The 23,496-nt window shown below is 65.2% G+C and carries 19 protein-coding genes; 17 read left to right on the top strand and 2 right to left on the bottom strand.

Going from position 1 to position 23,496, the window contains the following annotated elements:
• The 3 genes from nusG to rplA form a co-directional block, all read left to right on the top strand.
• The coding region (gene nusG / locus ACFVJ3_RS12620) for a transcription termination/antitermination protein NusG (RefSeq protein WP_378452362.1) at nt 1–759 on the top strand (759 nt) is incomplete at its 5' end.
• Between the two features lie 59 nt (nt 760–818).
• Nucleotides 819–1,253 carry a 50S ribosomal protein L11 gene (gene rplK / locus ACFVJ3_RS12615; RefSeq protein ID WP_378452361.1) on the top strand — a complete coding sequence of 145 codons (435 nt, stop codon included), beginning with the start codon at nt 819–821 and terminating at the stop codon, nt 1,251–1,253.
• A 157-nt stretch (nt 1,254–1,410) separates the two neighbouring features.
• Entirely contained in the window at nt 1,411–2,127 is a 717-nt protein-coding gene (gene rplA / locus ACFVJ3_RS12610) for a 50S ribosomal protein L1 (protein WP_005252097.1), read from the top strand.
• 65 nt (nt 2,128–2,192) lie between these two features.
• Here rplA and ACFVJ3_RS12605 read toward each other — a convergent pair whose 3' ends face one another.
• Nucleotides 2,193–3,812, bottom strand: a complete 1,620-nt coding sequence (locus ACFVJ3_RS12605) for an MFS transporter (RefSeq protein WP_378452360.1) — start codon at nt 3,810–3,812, stop codon at nt 2,193–2,195.
• Between the two features lie 462 nt (nt 3,813–4,274).
• On the opposite strand from ACFVJ3_RS12605, the gene rplJ reads away from it, so the two are divergent.
• The 13 genes from rplJ to ACFVJ3_RS12540 all read left to right on the top strand — a co-directional run bounded on the left by rplJ (nt 4,275) and on the right by ACFVJ3_RS12540 (nt 17,295).
• A complete protein-coding gene (gene rplJ / locus ACFVJ3_RS12600) occupies nt 4,275–4,835 on the top strand; it encodes a 50S ribosomal protein L10 (RefSeq protein ID WP_005252102.1) in 561 nt (186 codons plus the stop codon).
• A gap of 78 nt (nt 4,836–4,913) precedes the next feature.
• Nucleotides 4,914–5,300: a 50S ribosomal protein L7/L12 gene (rplL, locus tag ACFVJ3_RS12595; RefSeq protein ID WP_005252104.1), complete on the top strand. Its 387-nt coding sequence runs from the start codon at nt 4,914–4,916 to the stop codon at nt 5,298–5,300.
• A gap of 303 nt (nt 5,301–5,603) precedes the next feature.
• Nucleotides 5,604–6,698 (top strand): ABC transporter ATP-binding protein, encoded by a 1,095-nt coding sequence (locus ACFVJ3_RS12590; protein ID WP_005571709.1) that lies wholly within the window; start codon nt 5,604–5,606, stop codon nt 6,696–6,698.
• A gap of 9 nt (nt 6,699–6,707) precedes the next feature.
• Complete coding sequence (locus tag ACFVJ3_RS12585; RefSeq protein WP_005252107.1) at nt 6,708–7,502, top strand: ABC transporter permease; 795 nt, start codon at nt 6,708–6,710, stop codon at nt 7,500–7,502.
• A gap of 4 nt (nt 7,503–7,506) precedes the next feature.
• Nucleotides 7,507–8,367 carry an ABC transporter permease gene (locus tag ACFVJ3_RS12580; RefSeq protein WP_005258256.1) on the top strand — a complete coding sequence of 287 codons (861 nt, stop codon included), beginning with the start codon at nt 7,507–7,509 and terminating at the stop codon, nt 8,365–8,367.
• The gene (locus ACFVJ3_RS12575) at nt 8,364–9,722 is read left to right on the top strand and encodes an MCE family protein (protein WP_378452359.1); all 1,359 of its coding nucleotides are present in this window, start codon (nt 8,364–8,366) and stop codon (nt 9,720–9,722) included. Before ACFVJ3_RS12580 ends, ACFVJ3_RS12575 begins: the two co-directional genes overlap by 4 nt.
• The gene (locus tag ACFVJ3_RS12570) at nt 9,719–10,798 is read left to right on the top strand and encodes an MCE family protein (protein ID WP_378452358.1); all 1,080 of its coding nucleotides are present in this window, start codon (nt 9,719–9,721) and stop codon (nt 10,796–10,798) included. Before ACFVJ3_RS12575 ends, ACFVJ3_RS12570 begins: the two co-directional genes overlap by 4 nt.
• Complete coding sequence (locus ACFVJ3_RS12565; protein WP_378452357.1) at nt 10,795–11,790, top strand: MCE family protein; 996 nt, start codon at nt 10,795–10,797, stop codon at nt 11,788–11,790. The genes ACFVJ3_RS12570 and ACFVJ3_RS12565 overlap by 4 nt, the downstream gene beginning before the upstream one ends.
• Nucleotides 11,790–13,046, top strand: a complete 1,257-nt coding sequence (locus ACFVJ3_RS12560; protein WP_378452356.1) for an MCE family protein — start codon at nt 11,790–11,792, stop codon at nt 13,044–13,046. Before ACFVJ3_RS12565 ends, ACFVJ3_RS12560 begins: the two co-directional genes overlap by 1 nt.
• Complete coding sequence (locus ACFVJ3_RS12555; protein ID WP_378452355.1) at nt 13,043–14,344, top strand: MCE family protein; 1,302 nt, start codon at nt 13,043–13,045, stop codon at nt 14,342–14,344. The genes ACFVJ3_RS12560 and ACFVJ3_RS12555 overlap by 4 nt, the downstream gene beginning before the upstream one ends.
• Nucleotides 14,341–15,588 carry an MCE family protein gene (locus ACFVJ3_RS12550; RefSeq protein WP_378452354.1) on the top strand — a complete coding sequence of 416 codons (1,248 nt, stop codon included), beginning with the start codon at nt 14,341–14,343 and terminating at the stop codon, nt 15,586–15,588. Before ACFVJ3_RS12555 ends, ACFVJ3_RS12550 begins: the two co-directional genes overlap by 4 nt.
• Nucleotides 15,589–15,722: 134 nt before the next feature.
• Entirely contained in the window at nt 15,723–16,319 is a 597-nt protein-coding gene (locus ACFVJ3_RS12545) for a hypothetical protein (protein ID WP_378452437.1), read from the top strand.
• A gap of 79 nt (nt 16,320–16,398) precedes the next feature.
• Nucleotides 16,399–17,295 (top strand): hypothetical protein, encoded by an 897-nt coding sequence (locus ACFVJ3_RS12540; protein WP_378452353.1) that lies wholly within the window; start codon nt 16,399–16,401, stop codon nt 17,293–17,295.
• Nucleotides 17,296–17,403: 108 nt separating this feature from the next.
• Here the strand turns inward: ACFVJ3_RS12540 and ACFVJ3_RS12535 are convergent, their stop codons facing one another.
• Nucleotides 17,404–19,566, bottom strand: coding sequence for an MMPL family transporter (locus ACFVJ3_RS12535; RefSeq protein WP_378452352.1), 2,163 nt, complete (start codon nt 19,564–19,566; stop codon nt 17,404–17,406).
• A 411-nt stretch (nt 19,567–19,977) separates the two neighbouring features.
• On the opposite strand from ACFVJ3_RS12535, the gene rpoB reads away from it, so the two are divergent.
• Entirely contained in the window at nt 19,978–23,484 is a 3,507-nt protein-coding gene (rpoB, locus tag ACFVJ3_RS12530; RefSeq protein ID WP_141469404.1) for a DNA-directed RNA polymerase subunit beta, read from the top strand.
• Nucleotides 23,485–23,496 lie beyond the last annotated feature (12 nt).

Genomic DNA, 23,496 nt, shown 5'->3' with positions numbered 1-23,496 from the left:
GTCGAGGCCGAGACCGCCGACGAGGCCGAGACCGCCGACGAGGCCGAGACCGCCGACGAGGCCGAGACCGCCGACGAGGCCGAGACCGCCGACGAGGCCGAGACCGCCGACGAGGCTGTGGCTGCCGAAGAGCCCGAGGATCCCGTTGCGGAACTCAAGGCTGCTCTGCGTCGCGCACCCGGTGACTGGTACGTCATTCACTCGTACGCGGGCTACGAGAACAAGGTCAAGGCCAACCTCGAGACCCGCGTCCAGAACCTCGACGTCGGCGACTACATCTTCCAGGTGGAAGTTCCCACCGAAGAGGTCACCGAGATCAAGAACGGACAGCGCAAGCAGGTCAACCGCAAGGTTCTGCCCGGCTACATTCTGGTCCGCATGGATCTCAACGACGAGTCCTGGGGAGCTGTGCGCAACACGCCCGGCGTCACCGGGTTCGTCGGTGCGACGTCACGTCCGTCCCCGCTGACCCTCAACGAGGTGACCAAGTTCCTGCTCCCGCAGCAGGAGCAGAAGAAGCAGGCTGCCGCGGCGACCGTTGCGGCGGGGGAGACCGGCGGAGAGAGCTTCGCGAAGCCTCTCATCGAGGTCGACTTCGAGGTCGGCGAGTCGGTCACCGTCATGGACGGCCCGTTCGCCACGCTGCCCGCCAGCATCAGTGAGGTCAACGCCGAGCAGCAGAAGCTCAAGGTCCTGGTCTCGATCTTCGGTCGTGAGACCCCGGTCGAGTTGTCCTTCACGCAGGTCGCGAAGATCTAGCGGCACATACTTGCACTGCAGTAGCAAGAAACACACCCAGCAAGAATTAGGAAAACGAGATGCCCCCCAAGAAGAAGAAGCTCGCAGGGCTCATCAAGCTTCAGATCCAGGCCGGTCAGGCTAACCCTGCACCGCCCGTGGGTCCCGCGCTTGGTCAGCACGGCGTGAACATCATGGAGTTCTGCAAGGCCTACAACGCGGCGACTGAGTCCCAGCGCGGCAACGTGGTGCCGGTCGAGATCTCGGTCTACGAAGACCGGACCTTCGATTTCAAGCTGAAGACCCCTCCGGCTGCCAAGCTGCTGCTCAAGGCTGCAGGCGTGCAGAAGGGCTCCGGCGAGCCGCACAAGACCAAGGTTGCTTCCGTGACCATGGATCAGGTGCGCGAAATCGCGAAGACCAAGCAGGAAGACCTCAACGCGAACGACATCGAGCAGGCCGCGAAGATCATCGCCGGCACCGCACGCTCGATGGGTATCACGGTCAACGGCTGAGTCGGCCCTGATCGATCGACGGAATCACCGTCGCCGATCGACTGACGGCACCGCCGTCGAAGAAAGCGTGGGAGGGCCGGCCAGGCCCAGACCACTACTGAACCATTCACCACCGCAGACAAGACACACACTGCGGTGAGAAGTTAGGACAGAAGAAATGGCAAAGCGCAGCAAGGCGTATCTCGCCGCCGCTGAGAAGATCGACTTCGACAAGCTGTACAGCCCGCTGCAGGCTGCGAAGCTGGCGAAGGAGACGTCGTCGAGCAAGATGGACGCGACCGTCGAGGTTGCCGTCCGTCTGGGCGTCGACCCCCGCAAGGCGGACCAGATGGTCCGCGGCACGGTCAACCTGCCGCACGGCACCGGTAAGACCGCCCGCGTCATCGTGTTCGCAGTCGGAGAGAAGGCCGCCGAGGCCGAGGCAGCTGGAGCCGACGCCGTCGGCGCCGAGGACCTCATCGAGCGGATTCAGGGTGGATGGCTCGATTTCGACGCCGCCATCGCGACTCCCGATCAGATGGCCAAGGTCGGCCGCATCGCCCGCGTCCTCGGACCGCGTGGCCTGATGCCGAACCCGAAGACCGGCACCGTGACGGCTGACGTCACGAAGGCTGTCGCGGACATCAAGGGCGGAAAGATCAACTTCCGCGTCGACAAGCAGGCCAACCTGCACTTCGTGATCGGCAAGGCATCGTTCGACGACGCCAAGCTGGTGGAGAACTACGGCGCCGCGCTGGACGAGATCCTGCGTGCGAAGCCGTCCTCCGCGAAGGGCCGCTACGTCAAGAAGGTCACCGTTTCGACCACCACCGGCCCGGGCATCCCGGTGGACCCGAACCGCACCCGCAACCTTCTCGAGGATGCCGACGCGTAAGTCACGCTTCACACAGTTTGGCCGGTACGGAAATCTTCCGTACCGGCCGAACTGCTTTTCCGGGTTCAGTCTTCGTCGACGGTTCCCGGTTCGGTCTTCTTCCGCCACGCCAGCATCACGGAATCCGTGCGTGCCGGCGCCCAGGGCATGAAGATCGCGACGACGACCGCGCAGACCACCACGGCGCCCGCCGCGACGAGCGACGCAGTGTGCGACCCCTGCAGGACCGTCGTCTTCATCGTGAGGATGAGATTCTCACGCTGCTGTTCGAGGAACGGCGGGATCTCCCGCTTGCGGATCTCGAGCACACTCAGGACCGTCGCGCGTGCGAAGCCCTTCTCGTCGTCGTTCATCAACGCGGCCGGAATCCGGTCGAGCAGCGGACTCATCGTCGTCGCGTAGTACGACGCGACGATCGATCCGAGCACGGCGACACCGAGCGTTCCTCCGATTTCCCTGGTCGTGTCGTTCACGGCCGAGCCTGCTCCGGCCTCGTCGAGGGGCAGCGACGCCATGATCGACTCTGTCGCGGGCCCCTGCACGATGGCCAAGCCGAGCGCCATCGACACCATCGACGGGAGGACGTCCGTCAGATAGCTGCTGTCGACGGCCACCTGACCGCCGAGGTACAGGCCGACGCCGGTGAGGAGGAGGCCGAACACGATGACCGGGGTCGTCCCGATTCGCTGAGCCAGAAGCGTGGCGAATGGTGCGCCGACCGCTACCGACACCGCGAACGGCAGCGATGCGACACCGAACTCGAACGGCGTGTACTCCCGGACACCCTGGAAGTACTGCGTGATGAGGAACAGGAAGCCGAACATCGAGAAGTACCCGATGGCGATCGCGAGCGCGGGCAGGGAAAACCTGCGGTTGCGGAACAGCCGCAGGTCGAGGATCGGATGTTCGGTGCGCAGCTCCCAGTAGACGAATCCGATCACGACTGCGATCGAGAGGGCGGCGGCACCGACGGTGACCGACGACGTCCACCCGTGGTGGGGGGCTTCGATGATGGCCCACACGAGGACGGTGATTCCCGTGATCGAGGCGGCGATTCCGACGAGGTCCATGCGTCCGATGACGGAGGCACGCGATTCCGGCACCAGGAGCAGCGTCGCTGCTGCCGCGACCACCGCGATCGGTACGTTGATCCAGAAAACGGAGTGCCAGCTGAAGTGCTCGAGCAGCCACCCGCCGGCCATCGGCCCGATGGCGATTGCGAATCCGGCCATTGCAGTCCAGGCGGCGATGGCCAGCGCCCGTTCCCGCACGTCGGTGAATATGTTGATGACGAGGGCGAGGGTCGCGGGGAAGACGGCGGCCGCGAAGACACCCATCGCCGCGCGGGCCGCGATGACCTGCCCCAGACTTTCGGCGTTGGCGCCGGCGATCGACATGACGGCGACGCCGATCAGGCCGATGACCATGACGCGTCGACGGCCGTAGCGGTCGCCGAGGTTGCCGAACGCCAGGAGCAGGCCTGCGAACGTCAGTGTGTAGGCGTCGACGACCCACTGCAGGCCGCTGACACTGGTGCGGAGTTCGACACCGATCGACGGGAGAGCGACGTTGACGATGGTGTTGTCGAGCACGACCAGCAGTTCGGCCAGGCAGATCACGGCGAGCGCGAGGAAGCGGCGCGTCCGGGACCCGGCCACGACGGCTCGGGCTTCGAGGATTGTCATGAGGAAAAGCTAGCTCATATATGTAACGTCACGTAACAGATAATTGGCGCAGCTTCAGTCTGATGAACCACACTGCCGTGCGTGTAGTGACGCCGGTCACGTCATCGAGGTGGAGTCCGGCCGCGATTTGGCGGTTGTGCAGGCCATGCCGTAATCTGTCGTGCGGAGTTCAATGCAGTATTTGAGCTTCACCCCAAATCATGTTCTACCCAAGACCGTTGGTGATCGCTTCCGTGAGGGCGCGATTGAAAGTCCGGGAATGTCCGGCGGCCCACGCAGGAGGACGAGGTAGGGGGATGCGTTTCGGCTGTGGGCTCGCGCCCCGACCGTATCGTTTCCTTTCACGCCCCGTGTGCCCTGCACCGGGGCGTTTTGCATGTCGTGGATTGTGTGCTCCGGGATACCCGGCGGTGCGCAGCGGTTCCGAAGTGGGATAACGACTGTCATGAGAGGAGGCGAAGTATGGCAAAGCCTGAGAAGGTTTCCGCGGTTGCGGAGATCACCGAGCAGTTCAAGGGTTCGACCGCTGCTGTGATCACGGAATACCGTGGTCTGACGGTGGGCAACATCACGACACTGCGACGCGCTCTCGGAGAAGGTGCCACCTACTCCGTCGCCAAGAACACCCTGGTCAAGCGTGCCGCTGCTGAGGCGGGCGTTGAGGGCCTTGATGACCTTTTCGTCGGTCCGACCGCCATTGCATTCATCAAGGGCGAGCCCGTCGATGCTGCGAAGGCTCTGAAGAACTTCGCGAAGGACAACAAGGCGCTCATCATCAAGGGCGGCTACATGGACGGCGCTGCGCTGTCCGTGGACGAGGTCAACAAGATCGCGGACCTCGAGTCCCGCGAGATCCTGTTGGCCAAGCTTGCCGGCGCGATGAAGGGCAACTTGGCAAAGGCCGCAGGCCTGTTCAACGCTCCTGCTTCGCAGGTGGCCCGACTGGCTGCTGCTCTGCAGGAAAAGAAGGCCGCAGAAGGCGGAGCTGCCGAAGCTCCCGCCGAGGCTGCAGCCGAAAGCTGATCCGCACCCGCGCATCACTGCTATAACCCCGCCCGGTCGCGGATCAGCGACATGGGACTTACAGGAAGGACCGCCACAATGGCGAAGCTCAGCACCGAAGAGTTGTTGGACCAGTTCAAGGAGCTCACCCTCCTCGAGCTCTCGGAGTTCGTGAAGGCATTCGAGGAGACCTTCGAGGTCACCGCCGCTGCCCCGGTTGCCGTTGCCGCTGCAGGCGGAGCACCGGCTGCCGCTGAGGCTGCTGAGGAGCAGGACGAGTTCGACGTCGTTCTCGAGTCGGCCGGCGACAAGAAGATCCAGGTCATCAAGGTCGTCCGTGAGGTCGTTTCCGGCCTCGGCCTGAAGGAAGCCAAGGACCTCGTCGAGGGCGCTCCGAAGGCCATCCTGGAGAAGGTTGCCAAGGACGCGGCCGACGCCGCCAAGGAGAAGCTCGAGGCTGCCGGCGCGAAGATCACCGTCAAGTAAGACGGTCTCTCCCGCGCTGCTCGCCGAGCAGACGAAGAGGGCCACTCCCCATCCGTGGGGAGTGGCCCTCTTTTCGCGTCCGCAGACGGCTTCGGAGTGTCGAGATTCCTGGCCGAAAGCTGGACGCGCGACCAGAAATTTCGCTACCGTTATCCCAGTTCAGACGCATTGTTTTGCATAGTGGGACCCGCTGTTGGCATGCTTCCTTACTCATGAGTAGCATCCCTTGTCACAGGTAACACGTCGATGCGATACAGTGACGCAACCCACACGGGGTGAGTGCATCGAACGGTCGCGGAGGTAATGGTGGGAGTCGAGGTATCCGTCGAGGGACTGACCAAGTCGTTCGGCTCGCAGAGGATCTGGCAGGACGTCACGTTGACCCTCCCCGCCGGTGAGGTCAGTGCGTTGCTCGGGCCGTCGGGTACGGGTAAGTCGGTGTTCCTGAAGTCGCTGATCGGTCTGCTCCGCCCGGAGCAGGGCTCGATCGTGATCGACGGCACCAACATTCTCGAGTGCTCCAGCAAGGAGCTCTACGAGATCCGCAAGCTGTTCGGAGTGCTGTTCCAGGACGGTGCCCTGTTCGGCTCGATGAACCTGTTCGACAACGTGGCGTTCCCGCTGCGCGAGCACACCAAGAAGTCCGAGTCCGAAGTCCGCAAGATCGTGATGGAGAAGATGGAGCTCGTCGGCCTGCTCGGGGCCGAGGACAAGCTGCCGGGCGAGATCTCCGGTGGTATGCGCAAGCGTGCGGGCCTGGCCCGGGCCCTGGTGCTGGACCCGCAGATCATCCTCGTCGACGAACCGGACTCGGGTCTGGATCCGGTGCGTACCACCTACATCTCGCAGACGTTGATCGACATCAACGCCGAGATCGATGCGACGATCCTGATCGTCTCGCACAACATCAACCTCGCGCGGACGGTGCCGGACAACATCGGCATGCTGTTCCGCCGGCATCTGGTGATGTTCGGTCCGCGGGAGGTGCTGCTCACCAGTGAGGAGCCGGTCGTCAAGCAGTTCCTGAACGGCACGATGATCGGTCCGATCGGGATGTCGGAGGAGAAGGACGAGGCCACCATGGCGCAGGAGCAGGCGATGGTCGACGCCGGTCACCACGCCGGTGGTGTCGACGACGTCGAGGGCATCGTCCCGCAGATGAAGGCGACGCCGGGGATGCCGTTCCGGCAGGCCGTCGCCCGCCGCCAGGAACGCGTCCGGCACATCATGCACACCCTGCCGGAGAATGCCCAGATCGCCATCCAGGAAAGCCTCGACGAGACTTCCGGCGGAAACGGCGGCGGGGGCTACGACTACGCATACAGCCAGGAAGACACACAGGTCATCCCCGCATACCGGGGCGAAGGGTACGAAAACACCACTCACGGGCAAGGGTAGGCATATCGGATGGGGGTTACCCGCAGCTCGGTCTTGCGGCCGGTCAACGGTGCGCTGACGCAGGCCGGAAACATCGTCGAGCTCTTCGTCGACGTCGCACGAAACACGTTCAAACGGCCCTTTCAGTTCCGTGAGTTCATCGAACAGGCCTGGTTCATCGCCAGCGTCACGATCCTGCCGACGGCAATGGTCGCGATTCCGTTCGGCGCAGTGGTGTCACTGCAGACCGGATCGCTCATCAAGCAGCTCGGTGCGGAGTCGTTCACGGGAGCGGCCAGCGTGCTCGCCGTCATTCAGCAGGGTTCCCCGCTGGTGACGGCACTACTGGTGGCCGGGGCTGCGGGCTCGGCCGTCACGGCGGATCTCGGTGCGCGGACGATCCGCGAAGAGATCGACGCCATGGAGGTTCTCGGTATCAACCCGATTCAGCGCCTCGTCGTGCCTCGGGTGCTTGCCATGGTCCTCGTCGCGATCCTGCTCAACGGCCTCGTGTCCGTGGTCGGTATCGCGGGCGGGTACTTCTTCAACGTCATCCTCCAAGGGGGTAATCCCGGTGCGTACCTGGCATCGTTCTCGGCCTTCGCGCAGCTTCCCGACATCTGGGTCGGCGAGCTCAAGGCGGCCGTCTTCGGTGTCATCGCCGGTGTCATCGCCGCGTACAAGGGCCTCCATCCGAAGGGCGGACCCAAGGGCGTCGGTGACGCGGTGAACCAGTCTGTGGTGATCACGTTCCTGCTGTTGTTCTTCGCGAACCTGATCCTGACCATGGTGTACCTCCAGATCGTTCCGGCGAAGGGATCGTGACCCGATGACAATCGCCAAGGGACGCGGTGACCGGACGCTGATGGCGGCACGCCGAGTCGGTCGTGCGCCGCTCAACGTGCTCGACCGGGCCGGTGAGCAGATGTCGTTCTACGCCCGGGCAATCGCCTGGTCGCCCCACACTCTCGTGCACTACCGCAAGGAAGTGCTTCGGCTGCTCGCCGAGGTCACGTTCGGCAGCGGCGCGCTCGCCGTCATCGGCGGCACCATCGGCGTCATCGCGATGATGTCCGGCTTCACCGGCGTCGTCGTCGGACTGCAGGGTTTCGCCGCGCTCGAACAGCTGGGCAGCTCGGTTCTCACCGGCTTCCTGTCGGCCTACGTCAACACCCGTGAGATCGCGCCGATCGTTGCGGCACTCGCGCTCTCGGCCACCGTCGGTTGTGGTTTCACCGCGCAGCTCGGCGCCATGCGGATCTCGGAGGAGATCGACGCGCTGGAGGTGATGGCGGTACCGAGTGTGCCGTTCCTCGTCACCACCCGCATGATCGCGGGATTCGTCGCCGTCATCCCGCTGTACATCGTCGGTCTGCTTGCGGCCTATCTCGCGTCCCGCGTCATCAGTACCGTGTTCAACGGCCAGTCGACCGGGTCGTACGACCACTACTTCAACTTGTTCCTGCCACCGCAGGACGTCCTGTATTCGTTCGCGAAAGTGTTGATCTTCGCGTTCGTGCTGATCCTGATCCATTGCTACTACGGCTATCACGCCTCGGGTGGTCCCGCCGGTGTGGGTGTGGCCGTGGGTCGGGCGGTCCGCACCGCGATCGTCACCATCGCAGTTCTCGACTTCTTCCTGAGCCTCGCCATCTGGGGCACGACGACCACAGTGAGGGTGGCCGGATGAGCAACACGACATCTGTTGTGGGCCGACGGGTGCTGGGGCTGGTGTTCTTCCTCGTCCTCGCGTTGTTCCTGGCCTTCACCATCGGCATGTTCAACAAGACGTTCACCAAGGTCGTCAAGATCGACCTCCTCACCGATACCGCCGGAAATGCCCTGCCGCCCAATGCTGACGTGAAGGTCCGTGGCCTCATCGTCGGCGAGGTGCGCTCGGCGTCCTCCCAGGAGGGCGAGGTCACTCTGGCTCTCGCGATCCAGCCGGACAAGGCGCCGCTGATTCCGTCCAACGCGACGGCACGGTTGCTGCCCAAGACGCTGTTCGGTGAACGGTATGTGTCGCTGATCGTTCCGGAGGGCGACACCGCTCCGCCGATCCAGGCCGGCGACACGCTGCGTCAGGACAAGAGCGGCAACGCCGTCGAGGTCGGCGAGGTTCTGGACGGTCTGCTGCCGCTCCTGCAGGCGATTCCGCCGCAGGACCTGGCGAACACTCTCGGCGCGCTGTCCCAGGGTCTGAGCGGCCGCGGCGCCGAACTCGGCCTGACACTCGACCGCCTCGAGGAGATCTTCGGCGGGCTGAACACCGAACTACCTGCCATCCAGGAGGATCTGCGCGGTCTGGCGGACTTCTCGCAGACGTATTCCGAGGCGGCACCCGACCTGGTCAACGCCCTCGACAACCTGCGCACCACCGGAAACACCGTGGTGGAAAAGCAGGGCGAGATCTCCACGCTGCTCGCGTCGCTGACCGGAACCGCGTCATCCACCGCGGACCTCTTGCAGACGAACGCCGAATCGATCGTCAGTATCGCCGCCGATTCGCGTGAGGCACTGCAGATCCTCGGCCGCTACTCCCCGAGCTTCGAGTGCACGTTCGCGGGTTTCGCGAAGGCCGCACCGGTCGCCCGTGAACTGCTGGCACCGGACGATCCGTACCCGGGTGTGCGTGCCAGCGTGCAGTTCGTCAATCCGAAGGGTCGCTACGTGCCCAATCAGGACGAGCCGCGCCTGCTCGACAACCGCGGACCGGCTTGCTACGACCAGGTCACCGCACCGGGTGGAAAGTTCCCGCAGTACCCGGGCGGGTCGTCCTACAACGACGGTGCCTACCAGGTGCCCTCGCGCAATCCCGGCCCGTCGACCATCGACTTCTTCCCGGCGCCCGCCGGCGTCCCCGATCAGGTCCCGGGGTACGGAGCCCAGGTCACGCCGGCAAGTTACGCGGGTTCGAAGATGGAGCAGGACACCCTGGACGTCGTCTACGGCGAGGCCGGGGGCATGGCGCCGGAGGACGTGCCGAGCTGGACGACACTCGTCGGCGCGCCGACCATGAGGGGGACTGAGGTGAGCTTCAAGTGAGGGGCCTGACCGCACCATTGGTCAAGCTGATCGTGTTCGCCGTGGTCACCATCCTGGCGACCGGTCTGCTGGCCGCCACCATCGCCAACCTCGGTGGCGGCGGTGGCACCAAGTTCAACGCGATCTTCTCGGACGTCACCTCGCTCAACGAGGGCGACGAGGTCCGCATCGCCGGTGTGCGCGTGGGTCAGGTCGAGAAGATCGCGATCCACGACGACCGCGAGGCAGAGGTCCAATTCACGGTGGCGGAACGGGACTGGCTGCCCGCCAGCACTACCGCGACCATCCGCTTCCGGAACCTCGTGGGGCAGCGCTACATCGCGCTCGAGCAGGGGGAGGGCCAGCAGGGGATGAAGATGAGCGGCGGCGACACCATTCCGATGGAGCGGACCAAGCCTGCCGTCAACCTCACCACGCTGTTCGACGGGTTCCGTCCGCTGTTCCAGACCCTCAGCGCCGATGACGTGAACAAGTTGTCGTACCAGATCATCCAGGTGTTCCAGGGTGAGTCGGGGACCATCACGGAACTCGTCAAGAACACGGCAAGCCTCACCAACACCGTCGCCGACAAGGACCGGGTGATCGGTGCGGTGATCAACAACCTCAACGATGTGCTGGCCACGGTGAATCAGCGTGACGATCAACTCGATTCGCTGATCGTCAACACCCAGCAACTCGTCACGGGCCTGGCGAACGAGCGGGGAACCGTCGGTTCGGCGGTGACGTCCCTCGCGGGACTCACCGACGCCACGGCCGACCTGCTCGAACCCACCCGACCGTCCATCCAGGAATCCATCACGTCGCTGAACACGCTGGCGACGACGTTGAACCGTAACTCCGACACGGTCAACAGCGTTCTCCAGACGCTTCCGGTGAAGCTCGAGAAGCTCGGCCGGGCAGCCAGTTACGGATCCTGGTTCCAGTTCTACCTCTGTGGAGTCGACATCGTCGCAGGACCAGGTACCGCGCCCCAACTGAACCTGCCCACGGGCTTGCCCACCGTCAACCAGCCGCTGTACACGAACTCGGCGAAACGGTGCACGCAGGACGGCCTACAGGAGTTGCAGACACGATGAGCAGACGTCGCAGCCCGGCAGTGGCTGGTGCCCTCGGCATTCTCGTGGTGCTGTTGGCCACCCTGTCGGCCTTCTTCCTCGATTCGCTGCCGTTCATCGGCGCCGGATCGACCTATCACGCCGAATTCACCGAGGCGGCGGGGCTCAAGCCCTCCAACGAGGTCCGGATCGCCGGCGTCAAGGTCGGCAAGGTCACGTCCGTCGAACTCGACGGCGACCATGTGGACGTCGCCTTCAAGGTGTCGGACGCGTGGGTCGGCAACGAGACGTCCGCGTCCATCCAGATCAAGACGATCCTGGGCCAGAAGTACCTGGCCCTCGACCCCCGCGGCTCGGACACGTTGAACCCGAGCGACGTGATCCCGTTGGACCGCACCACGTCTCCGTACGACGTGATCGAGGCGTTCTCGGCCGCCGCACAGACGGTGGGTGACATCGACTCCGATCAGCTCGCACAGAGCATGGTGACGCTGTCGCAGGCGTTCGAGGGAACTCCCACGGAGATCCGCGCCTCTCTGGACGGTGTCAGCAGGCTGTCGCAGACCATCGCCAGCCGTGATCAGGAACTGCAGAAATTGTTCGACGCGACCGGCAAGACCACCAAGGTCCTCGCCGACCGCAATTCCGAATTCAACCGGTTGATCAGCGACGCCGGTCTGCTGCTCGGTGAGCTCAACAGCCGTCAGCAGTCGATTTCCCAGCTGCTCACCGGAACTCAGCGGCTGTCGCAGCAATTGACCGGACTCGTGCGCGACAACGAGGCCGCCATCGGCCCCGCGCTCGAACAGCTCGACGGTGTCGTCGAGATCCTCAAGGCCAATAACGAGAACCTGGACAAGGCGATGAAACTGTACGAGCCGTTCGTCCGCCTGTACACGAACGTGGTCGGTAACGGTCGCTGGTTCGACCAGGTCGTGGTGAACCTCCTGCCGCCGGGTCTGCCCGACATTCCCGGTCCGCGCGATCCCGTCCGCACGTTGGGGGGTAACTGATGGCAGACGTCGAGAACGGAGCCGAGCGCGGAGGACGCGGCGGGGTCGCCCTCATCGTGGGAATCGTCATTGTCGCGCTGGTGATCGCCGGCGCCCTGTGGTGGGTGTTCACCCGCGCGGGCACCACGAAGATCACCGCGTACTTCGACAAGTCGGTAGGCATCTACGAGGGTTCCGACGTGCGGATCCTCGGTGTGAAGGTCGGATCCGTCGACGGTGTCGAGCCGCAGGGCGATCAGGTGAAGGTCGACATGCGCGTCGATCGTGGCGTCGACATTCCCGCCGACGCGAAGGCCGCACAGGTCACGCCGTCCGTGGTGTCCGACCGGTACATCCAGCTCGCGCCTGCCTACACGGGTGGCGACAAGATGCAGAGCGGTGCCGTGATCTCGCGTGACCGCACGGCCACTCCCGTCGAGGTAGATGAGCTGTACGCGAGCATCGAGAAGCTTTCCACCGCTCTCGGCCCTGACGGGGCGAACAAGGAAGGCGCGCTGTCACAGTTCGTGGAGACCGGCGCGGCCAACCTCGACGGCAACGGGGAGGCGCTGGGGCAGAGCATCAATCAGCTGTCCGACGCCGCCCGCACGCTCAACGAGAGCCGCGGTGACCTGTTCGACACCGTGAAGAACCTCCAGGTGTTCGTGGGTGCGTTGGCGGCCAACGATCAGCAGGTCCGTGATTTCAATTCGCAGCTCTCCGACCTGTCCGGATTTCTTGCGGGGGAGCGGGAGAACCTCGGTGCCGCCCTGAACCAGCTGGCGATCGCCCTCGGCGACGTCTCGAAATTCGTGGCCGACAACCGGGAGATCCTTGCCGAGAACGTCGACGATCTGGTTCCGGTGACGCAGACCCTCGCGGACAACCGCGAGTCGCTGGTCAATTCGCTGACCCTGCTTCCGCTGGCGATCAGCAACCTGGCCAACTCCTACGACGCGGAGTCCGGCACCCTGGCCTCGCGCCTGGCGTTCCCGGATCTGCAGGATCCGGCCGGCGTCGCGTGCAAGTTGATCGACCTCGGCAAGCTGGTTCCCGGCGATCCGCGCTTCGAGCAACTCGGGCGTCAGATGCAGCCGCTGATCGACAACTGCGCCAACGTCACGTCGCAGATCACGCAATCGGCGAAGACGCCGTCGCTCGTGCTTCCCTTCGGGATCATGAGTGCCGACAACATTCAGCGGACGGTCACGCCCGGCACGGTGCCGGGTGTCGTGTCGCCGCGATTCGAAAGCGCAACGGGTGGTGAGGGCGAATGAAGCGGTCGGTAATCCTCGGCGCCGGTGCGTGCGCCGTCGCCATCGCAGTGACGTCCTGCTCGTCGGAGGGAATCTACGGGGTTCCGCTGCCGGGCGGTCCGGATGTCGGTGACCACCCGATGCACCTGACGATCCAGTTCGACGACGTCCTCGACCTCGTCCCGCAGTCCGCCGTCAAGGTCGACGGTGTTCCGGTGGGCCGGGTCGAGTCGATCAAGGTGGCGCCGGACGGCTGGACGGCGGACGTGGAGGTCGTCCTCGACTCGTCCGTCGACCTCGCTGCCAACGCGGTCGCCGCCATCGAGCAGACCAACCTGCTCGGCGAGAAGTTCGTCCAGCTGTCCGAACCGCCGGAAGACAAGGATCCCGCACGGCTCGAGGACGGCGACACGATCTCTCTCGATCGCACCCGGCACGCCACGGAGATCGAGCAGGTACTCGGCGCGTTGTCGCTGCTGCTCAACGGCGGCGGTGTCGGCCAGTTGCAGCCGATCGTGCACGAACTGACCACCGCACTCGACGGGCGTGAGGATCGTGTCCGGGGACTTCTCGAGCAGACGAACACGCTCATCGACGGTCTCAACCAGCAGCGCGACGACATCACCCGCGCACTGGACGGACTCGACGCCCTGACCACGCGAGTGGACGAACAGAACGAGAAGATCGGGCTGATCCTCGACCAGCTCCCGATCGCCGCCGAAGTGCTCAACGAGCAGCGCCCGCAGCTCACCCAGATGCTCACGCAACTGGACCGGCTCGGTACCGTCGGCACGGACGTGATCAACCGGTCGAAGAACGATCTGATCGCGGATCTCCTCGCGCTGCGGCCGACGCTGAAGGCGCTCGCCGACTCGGGCGACAACCTGCCCAATTCGCTCGCGTTCATCCCGACCGTCCCGTTCCCGGACGGCGTCGAGAAGATCGCGCTCGGCGGATCGGTCAACCTGTTCCTCACGGTCGACCTGCAGATCGGCGACGCGCTGAGCGCGCTCGGCGTCGGTCAGGGCGACCCGGTGTACGTGCCGCCGAAATTCGGTGAGCCCAAGCCGATCGTCGATCCGTCGAATCCGTACTACAACGGCAACGGACCGAAGCCGGGATGGCCGACGGTGTCGCTACTGCCGATTCCCCCGATCATTCCCGCCCCGACGGGCCTGCGGATCCCGGGTCTCCCCGGAACCGCACCCGCGGCCGGCAACGGTGGCGCAGAGAACGGCACGACGGACGGCGCAGCGCCGTCGCCGCAGAACCCGCTCGGGGGACTGCTGGAGCAGTTCGGAATCGGGGGTGGACAGTGAGGTCACGACTGGTCAGGATCCAGCTCGTCGCGTTCGCCATCGTGGCAATGCTCGGGCTGGTCTACGTCGGCGCCAAGTACGTCCGCCTCGACAACCTGCTCGGGTTCGGTGAGTTCGACGTGAACGCGCAGTTCAAGGACTCCGGCGGCATCTTCACCAACGCCGAGGTCACATACCGCGGGGTTCCCGTCGGCCGCGTCGGCGATCTGTCCCTCACCGCGGACGGCATCAACGTCGAGTTGAAGATCTCCTCGGGTGGGCCGGACATCCCGGCGTCGGCCAAGGCCGTCGTCGCCAACCGATCCGCGATCGGTGAGCAGTACGTGGACCTTCAGCCCGACAGCGACCAGGGGCCGTTCCTCGAACAGGGTTCGGTGATCACGGAGGCCGACACGTCGACACCCGTTCCGGTCGAGCAGGTGCTGATGGCCACCGACGGTCTGGTCAGGTCGGTTCCGGTCGACTCGCTGCGCACGGTCGTCACCCAGCTGGGAACGGCATTCAACGGCAAGGGCGAGGATCTGCAGACACTCGCGGATTCTCTGTCGACGCTGACGAAGGACGGACTCGACGTCCTCCCGCAGACGCTGGCCCTCATCAGGGACAGCCAGACGGTGCTGGCGACGCAGTCCGATCAGTCCTCCGCGATCGTCCAGTTCAGTTCGGACCTCGACGCGGTTGCGGCGCAGCTGCGGACCAGCGACCCCGATCTCCGCGCGATCATCGACAAGGGAATTCCGGCAAGCGACGAGATCGGTCTGCTGGTGAACGAGACCGGTCCGAGTCTCACCACCGACCTGACGAACCTCGCCGCGGTCGGCGACAAGCTGGCACCGCAGGCGATCGCGCTGCGGCCGATCCTGATGTTCCTGCCCGCCATCGCGGCGTCCGCGTCGACCGTGGCTCCCGGCGACGGCACGGTGCACCAGGGCATCGTCCTGGAAACCAACAATCCGCCGTCGTGCACACTCGGTTACGAAGGGACGCAGGAGACCCTGGCCGAGATGAAGCGGCAGGACCCGAACTTCGACGACACCCAGCAGGACTTCCCGTTCAACACGAAGGCCAACTGCGACGCTCCTCAGGGAAGCGTGACGGGTGTGCGAAGTGCAGATCGCATCGTGTTCGCCGATCCGGACACGATCCAGCCATGGGATTTCAAGCCGAAGGTCATGCCTGACACTCTCAACTTGAATCCCATCGCAACGCAGCTCGCGCCGCTCCTCGGGGTTACTCCCAAGTAGCATTCGGTCCCGACCGACGGCGAGTAGAAGAAAACAATCAGTAGGGTATTGGTGTGACGCGAATTACCACGCCCCCGGAGGCGGGACAACCGGCTCCGGGGAAGGACAGAATTCTGAAGGCCTCGTTTGCTGCGGTGACCGCACTGGTGGTGGTCGCGGTTGTCGCAGCCGGTTGGTTTGGCTTCGGGTGGGCGCGCGCTCTCTTCGTGGAGAAGCCGATCGCCGATGCACGCGATTCTGCGTTGACAGGCGCCCAGCAGGCCGCGATCAACCTCAACTCGGTCGATTCCCAAGACCTCGACGCATCTTTCGAGAACATGAAGTCGTCGATCACGGGCGACAAGATGAACCAGGATCTCCAGGCGACGATGGACGGGTTCACGGACCAGATGCGTCAATCGGGTGCGGCGAGTAAGGCCGAGCTGATCCAGGGCACACTCACGGAACTGAACACCGACGACGGCACCGCGAAGGCGCTGGTCGTCGTGGCAGTCACCACCACGTGGCCCGACCGCTTCGACAAGGCCAAGGTAACGATGCGGATGGACGTCCAGGACGTGGACGGGGTCTGGAAGGCCTCGTCGGTCGAACCGGTGGGCGGACGTATTCCGCTCGAGAGCGGTCCGGTGCCCGCCGACGGCGCGGCTCCTGCCCCGGCCCCCACCGAACCGGCCCCCGCCGAGCAGGCGCCGGCCGAACAGGCGCCCGAAGGCGACAGCGGCGGTCAGTAGTCCTGATGTGCCGCGGCGGCGTGTCGCTGCGGTGTCCACGTCGACGACAGCTCGTCGTGTAATGAGAAAGTGGTGAACTATGCCCCCCAAGCGCCGAAACAACGTGCCGGACAGCGCTGCAAAGGGCAGGCGTCCGCGCGTGGCGGGGACCCGTCAGACAACGCCGAAGCCTCCTCGATCGGAAACCCCGGTCACTGAGGCGGAGCCCGTCACGAAGCCGGAACCTGCGAAGAAGCCGGAACCGGTCGAGAAGTCGGAACCGGTCGTGAAGTCGGCCCCGGTGGCGAAGGCCGAGGCCGCGACGACCGCAGCAGCGGCCGCCGAGGCCACCACGAGCACGTCCGCCGAGACGGCGAAGGCGGTGACGACGGCAAAGGCCGCGTCCGCGGGGAAGACGAAGGTGCCCAACCTTCAACCGCGCATCAGTAAGCAGCAGGCCCCCACCGCCGCCGAGACCGCGGCCGTCGGCAACGGGTCCAGCAGGATCACCTGGAAGCTCGTCGGGATCCTCGGAGCTGTGGCGGTGGTGCTCGGGGTGTTCGCGGTCGTCGCGGCATTCAAGCCCGGCGCAGACATCACGAACACCGCCTGGGTCGACGAAGGCGCCACCGCCGAGGTGACCAAGGCGGGAACCGAGGCGATCGAGACGCTGTACACGTACAGCTACGAAACCATCGATCAGGACTTCGACAAGGCGCGCGGCTACCTCGACGACGCCAAGCGGGAAGAGTTCGACTCGACAGCCGACACCACCAAGCAGGCCGCCATCCAGACCAAGACGGCCACCCAGGCCTCCGTCACCGACATCGGGGTCACGGTGCTCGACGGCGACCGCGCCGAGCTGCTCGCGCACATGAACGTCAGCGCCACTGGTGACGCCGTGGCTCAGGGCAGTGCCGCGACCCCGTTGTCGATCAAGATGGAGAAGATCGACGGCAAGTGGGTGCTGTCCGACATCTCCGACAGTGAGGGCTGATCCTCCCGACCGGAAAGAATTGAGCCGGAACAGGAGTCGTGCACCCTCGGCGGGTGGGTGCTGAATTGCCCTCTCCGGCAAAGCGAACCGATTCCCATCTAATCGTCTTCACGATTGGATGGGAATCTGTTGCTGCGGTGTCGGTTTCGGATCCTCGGGTGAACCGGGAGCAGGTGTCTTCCGCGCCAGGAATCCCGGCGCCCACCAGTTGGCCTCACCCATCAGCTTCACCAGGGCGGGCACGAGCATCATGCGGATGACGGTGGCGTCGATGAGCAGCGCAACGATCATGCCGAGCCCGATGAATCGCATCATCGTCAGTTCCGAGAGCGTGAACGCGCCGGTGACGACGATCAGCAGCGCCGCGGCCGCCGTCACGATGCGCCCCGTATGTGCCGTGCCGATCCGCACGGCCTCCTCGGTCGACGCGCCCTTGTCGTGGGCCTCGACCATCCGTGACATCAGGAAGATCTCGTAGTCGGTGGAGAGCCCGAACACCACCGCGATGATGAGAACGACCATCGTCGCGGGCAGCGGCCCCGGCGTCACGCCGAGGAAGTCGGCACCGTGACCGTCCTCGAAGATCCACGTGAGCACGCCGAACGAGGCGGCGAGGCTCAGGGTGGCCATCGCGATCGCCTTCAGGGGCAGCACCACGGACCGGAACGCCAGCAGCATCAGCACGAAGGTGACGGCCACCATGATCCCGATCATCCACGGCAGTCGCGCGGCCATCGCGTCCAGTCCGTCGGCGGTCAGGGCGTTCAAACCGCCCAGCATCTTCTCGGTGCCTTCCGGGGGCGGGAGGTCGCGCAGCGCTGCGGCCGTCTCCATGGCCCCCGTCGTCCGGTCGGCGTCGTCGAAGATCGCCCGGATCGCGACGAACGTGTCGGTGGCGCCGACCGGGACGACCCGCTGGACGCCGTCGACCGCGGCTGTCGCCCGGAAGAACTCTGCGGTGGCGGCCGGGGGCGGGGCCTTGCCGCCGCTGCCCTGCAGGATCAGCGTCGCGCCGTTGTTGGCGAGCGGAAAGTCGGCGGCGAGATCTTCGACGGCGAGCCGAAGCGGGTGAGCAGCGGGCAGTCCGGTGTGATCGAGATCACCCAATGACGCGCCTGCAAGGGGCGCGGCGAGCACGAGCAGCCCCGCGACGATGGTCGTCGCGATCGCGACGGGCCGCCGCATCACCCGGGCGGCGACGCCGCCCCAGAACCGGTGCGCGCGGTCTTCGCCGCGTTCGACCACACCCGGTCGCCACGTCAGCGAGTTGATGCGAGGCCCGAGCAGCGCGAGCGCCGCGGGCAGTGCCGACAGCGACAGCACGGCGGCGATCCCGATGGCCGCCATCCCGCCGTAGGCGAAGGACCGCACGATGGCCTGGGGAAACACGAGCATGCCCACGAAACCACACACCAGGAGGAGGGCGGAGAACCCCACGGTCCGGCCGGCCGTGGCGAGCGTCCGGCGCACGGCGTCGTCGGTGCGGGCGCCTGACCGCAGCTCCTCGCGGAACCGGGTCACGACGAACAATCCGTAGTCGATGGACATGCCGAGCCCGACGAGGCTCGCGATGTTCACCGAGAATGCGCTGACTTCGGTGAAGTACGAGATCACGCGCAGGGCGCCGAGGGCGCCGAGGATCGCGAGACCGCCGACGCACAGCGGGACGGCCGCGCCGACGAGGCCGCCGAAGATGACGAGCAGAAGGAGCAGCAGAAGCGGGAACGACACCGCCTCGGCTCGCAGCAGATCACTCTCGGACACCTCGTTGAAGGCGTTGGCGGCCGCGCTGAAGCCGCTGAACTCCGCGTCCGTGCCGTCGATGACCAGTACGGATTCGAGATCGTGGTACGCGGCGATCCGAGTGTTCTCGTCGCCGTTCAACGACAGCACCACCAGCCCCTCGGTTCCGTCGGTGGACCGCAGGAACTCCTTCGCCTGCGGCGGCGCGGACCAGTACGACAGGGGGGTGTTGGCGAGCGCTCCGGGGGCGATCCGCGCGAGGTGGGCGGCCACCTCGGGCCCGAGGTCGTCGATCGTCGAACCCGGACGTGCGTGATAGGTGACCGCCAGATCGGGGGTCTGCCGTCCGAACGTCCCCTCGATCAGGCTCTCGACGCCCGCGGACTCGCTGCCTGGATCGGTGTACCCGCCGAGGCTCAGCCGGTCGAACACTCCCGAACCCCACGCCCCACCGAGCAGCACCAGCAGCACCGTGGCGGCGAGGACCAGCGTCGGACGGGCGACGACGAACGAACTCCAGCGCGTCACGGCTCTGCTTCCCTCGAGAAATCGACGGCGATCGCGTGCGCATATTGTTCACCGCCCGTCGGCAGCTGGGAAGGGGCGGCGGGAACGCGCCGTGGGCCTGCCGAAACGACGCGACACGCCCCCTAACTCTTGACGCCGCGATGATCACGCGTCACTCTGATGCGTGAACATGCGCAGTGACGCGTGGCCAAGCGCCCGGCTGGGTGCTGTTTCGGGTGCCCGACTCGACATCTACCGAGTTTGGGTGTACTTTTGGACGTTGCGCTGGCTGCCTCCTGTCCACCCCTCGTCCGTACCGCTGCGAAGTGATTCACTCTTCAGCAACTGTGGCGAGTTTCGTTCGGGTCGTGACCAGCGAAATTCGAAGCAGATACAGCGGCGGTCGCAACAGCACAGAGCGGCCCGCGTGAGGTGCTGGAAGGACGCATCTTGGCAGTCTCTAGCCAGACCAAGGCAGTTTCCGGAATCCCCGGAGCCCCGAAGAGGGTTTCTTTCGCGAAGATTCGCGAACCCCTCGAAGTTCCCGGGCTTCTTGATGTACAAACCGATTCGTTCGAGTGGTTGATCGGTGCGCAGAGCTGGCGCGAACGCGCCGCCGCTCGTGGCGACAGCGCAATCTCCGGCGGTCTCGAGGACATTCTCGCGGAGCTTTCCCCGATCGAGGATTTCTCGGGCTCGATGTCTCTGTCCTTCTCGGACCCGCGCTTCGACGAGGTGAAGGCCTCGACGGACGAGTGCAAAGACAAAGACATGACCTACGCGGCGCCGTTGTTCGTCACCGCGGAGTTCATCAACAACAACACCGGTGAGATCAAGAGCCAGACGGTCTTCATGGGCGACTTCCCGATGATGACCGACAAGGGCACGTTCATCATCAACGGCACCGAGCGTGTCGTGGTCTCGCAGCTGGTGCGTTCCCCCGGCGTCTACTTCGACCACTCCGTCGACAAGGGCACCGAGAAGGACCTGCACAGCGTCAAGGTCATTCCGGGCCGTGGTGCATGGCTCGAGTTCGACGTGGACAAGCGCGACACGGTCGGCGTCCGCATCGACCGCAAGCGCCGCCAGCCCGTCACCGTGCTGCTGAAGGCCCTCGGCTGGACCACCGAGCAGATCACCGAGCGTTTCGGCTTCTCGGAGATCCTCATGGCGACGCTCGAGAAGGACAACACCGCCGGCACCGACGAGGCGCTGCTCGACATCTACCGCAAGCTGCGTCCGGGCGAGCCGCCGACCAAGGAGAGCGCGCAGACGCTCCTGGAGAACCTGTTCTTCAAGGACAAGCGCTACGACCTGGCTCGCGTGGGTCGCTACAAGATCAACAAGAAGTTGGGCCTGAACCTCGGACAGCCGATCGTCGCGTCGACCCTCACCGAGGAAGACATCGTCGCCACCATCGAGTACCTGGTGCGCCTGCACGCCGGTGACACCGAGATGACCGCCCCCGGCGGCGCTCCGGTGCCCGTCGAGGTCGACGACATCGACCACTTCGGTAACCGTCGTCTGCGCACGGTCGGCGAGCTCATCCAGAACCAGATCCGCGTGGGCCTGTCCCGCATGGAGCGCGTGGTTCGTGAGCGCATGACCACCCAGGACGTCGAGGCGATCACGCCGCAGACGCTGATCAACATCCGGCCCGTCGTGGCTGCGATCAAGGAGTTCTTCGGAACCTCCCAGCTGTCGCAGTTCATGGACCAGAACAACCCGCTGTCGGGGCTGACGCACAAGCGTCGTCTGTCCGCCCTCGGCCCGGGTGGTCTGTCCCGTGAGCGCGCCGGCCTGGAGGTGCGAGACGTTCACCCGTCGCACTACGGCCGCATGTGCCCGATCGAGACCCCTGAGGGTCCGAACATCGGTCTGATCGGTTCGCTGTCGGTGTACGCACGGGTCAACCCGTTCGGGTTCATCGAGACGCCGTACCGCAAGGTCGAGAACGGCCAGGTCACCGACCAGGTCGACTACCTGACCGCGGATGAAGAGGACCGCCACGTCGTCGCCCAGGCCAACTCGGCCCTCGACGCCAACGGTCACTTCACGGACGATCGCATTCTGGTCCGTCGTAAGGGTGGCGAGGTCGAGTTCGTCTCGTCCGCCGAGATCGACTACATGGACGTCTCGCCGCGACAGATGGTGTCCGTCGCGACCGCGATGATTCCGTTCCTCGAGCACGACGACGCCAACCGTGCCCTGATGGGTGCGAACATGCAGCGTCAGGCGGTGCCGCTCGTTCGCAGTGAGGCTCCGCTGGTCGGTACCGGCATGGAACTGCGTGCCGCCGTCGACGCGGGCGACGTCATCGTCACCGAGAAGACCGGTGTCGTGGAAGAGGTCTCCGCCGACTACGTCACGGTCATGGCCGACGACGGAAGCCGCAAGACCTACCGGATGCGCAAGTTCGCGCGTTCGAACCAGGGCACCTGCGCCAACCAGCGTCCGATCGTGGACGAGGGACAGCGTGTCGAGTTCGGACAGGTCCTCGCCGACGGCCCCTGCACCGAGAACGGTGAGATGGCGCTCGGCAAGAACCTGCTCGTCGCGATCATGCCGTGGGAAGGCCACAACTACGAGGACGCGATCATTCTGTCGCAGCGCCTCGTGGAAGAGGACGTCCTGACCTCGATCCACATCGAGGAGCACGAGATCGATGCCCGCGACACCAAGCTCGGTGCCGAGGAAATCACTCGCGACATCCCGAACGTCTCCGACGAGGTCCTCGCCGACCTCGACGAGCGCGGCATCATCCGTATCGGTGCCGAGGTTCGTGACGGCGACGTGCTGGTCGGAAAGGTCACGCCGAAGGGCGAGACCGAGCTGACCCCCGAGGAGCGCCTGCTGCGCGCAATCTTCGGTGAGAAGGCTCGCGAGGTTCGCGACACGTCGCTGAAGGTTCCTCACGGTGAGACCGGCAAGGTCATCGGCATCCGGGTGTTCTCGCGCGACGACGACGACGATCTGCCCCCCGGTGTCAACGAGCTGGTCCGCGTCTACGTGGCACAGAAGCGCAAGATCCAGGACGGCGACAAGCTCGCCGGCCGCCACGGCAACAAGGGTGTCATCGGCAAGATCCTCCCGCAGGAGGACATGCCGTTCCTGCCCGACGGCACTCCGGTCGACATCATCCTGAACACCCACGGTGTTCCGCGTCGTATGAACATCGGTCAGATCTTGGAGACCCACCTCGGGTGGATCGGCAAGACCGGCTGGAACGTTCAGGTCGCCGGCGACGGCTCCCGTCCCGATTGGGCGGAGCAGCTGCCGGAGGAGATGCTGTCTGCACCTGCCGACTCCAACATCGCCACCCCGGTGTTCGACGGCGCCAAGGAAGACGAGCTCACCGGTCTCCTCGGTTCGACGCTGCCGAACCGCGACGGCGAGGTCATGGTCGCGTCCGACGGAAAGGCCACGTTGTTCGACGGCCGTTCCGGCGAGCCGTTCCCGTACCCGGTCTCGGTCGGCTACATGTACATCATCAAGCTGCACCACCTGGTCGACGACAAGATCCACGCTCGTTCGACCGGTCCGTACTCGATGATCACCCAGCAGCCGCTCGGCGGTAAGGCCCAGTTCGGTGGCCAGCGCTTCGGTGAGATGGAGTGCTGGGCGATGCAGGCCTACGGCGCGGCATACACGCTGCAGGAGCTGCTCACCATCAAGTCGGACGACGTGGTGGGTCGAGTCAAGGTGTACGAGGCCATCGTCAAGGGCGAGAACATCCCCGAGCCGGGCATCCCCGAGTCGTTCAAGGTGCTCCTGAAGGAGCTCCAGTCGCTCTGCCTCAACGTGGAGGTGCTGTCCTCGGACGGCGCGGCCATCGCGATGGCCGACGGTGACGACGAGGACCTGGAGCGGGCCGCAGCGAACCTGGGCATCAACTTGTCCCGGAACGAAGCGGCGACGGTCGACGACCTCGCGAACTAGATTTCGGTCCCC

The organism is Rhodococcus sp. NPDC127593 (assembly GCF_042671975.1).
Classification (GTDB): domain Bacteria; phylum Actinomycetota; class Actinomycetes; order Mycobacteriales; family Mycobacteriaceae; genus Rhodococcus_F.
The sequence above is the reverse complement of the archived record's forward strand: the minus strand, read 5'-3'. Positions and strand labels throughout refer to the sequence as shown.

Bases quoted from the DNA above. Each gene is read 5' to 3' on its own strand.
- rplK (WP_378452361.1), top strand. From the start codon at position 819: ATGCCCCCCAAGAAGAAGAAGCTCGCAGGGCTCATCAAGCTTCAGATC.
- rplA (WP_005252097.1), top strand. From the start codon at position 1,411: ATGGCAAAGCGCAGCAAGGCGTATCTCGCCGCCGCTGAGAAGATCGAC.
- ACFVJ3_RS12605 (WP_378452360.1), bottom strand. From the start codon at position 3,812: ATGACAATCCTCGAAGCCCGAGCCGTCGTGGCCGGGTCCCGGACGCGC.
- rplJ (WP_005252102.1), top strand. From the start codon at position 4,275: ATGGCAAAGCCTGAGAAGGTTTCCGCGGTTGCGGAGATCACCGAGCAG.
- rplL (WP_005252104.1), top strand. From the start codon at position 4,914: ATGGCGAAGCTCAGCACCGAAGAGTTGTTGGACCAGTTCAAGGAGCTC.
- ACFVJ3_RS12590 (WP_005571709.1), top strand. From the start codon at position 5,604: ATGGTGGGAGTCGAGGTATCCGTCGAGGGACTGACCAAGTCGTTCGGC.
- ACFVJ3_RS12585 (WP_005252107.1), top strand. From the start codon at position 6,708: ATGGGGGTTACCCGCAGCTCGGTCTTGCGGCCGGTCAACGGTGCGCTG.
- ACFVJ3_RS12580 (WP_005258256.1), top strand. From the start codon at position 7,507: ATGACAATCGCCAAGGGACGCGGTGACCGGACGCTGATGGCGGCACGC.
- ACFVJ3_RS12575 (WP_378452359.1), top strand. From the start codon at position 8,364: ATGAGCAACACGACATCTGTTGTGGGCCGACGGGTGCTGGGGCTGGTG.
- ACFVJ3_RS12565 (WP_378452357.1), top strand. From the start codon at position 10,795: ATGAGCAGACGTCGCAGCCCGGCAGTGGCTGGTGCCCTCGGCATTCTC.
- ACFVJ3_RS12560 (WP_378452356.1), top strand. From the start codon at position 11,790: ATGGCAGACGTCGAGAACGGAGCCGAGCGCGGAGGACGCGGCGGGGTC.
- ACFVJ3_RS12555 (WP_378452355.1), top strand. From the start codon at position 13,043: ATGAAGCGGTCGGTAATCCTCGGCGCCGGTGCGTGCGCCGTCGCCATC.
- ACFVJ3_RS12540 (WP_378452353.1), top strand. From the start codon at position 16,399: ATGCCCCCCAAGCGCCGAAACAACGTGCCGGACAGCGCTGCAAAGGGC.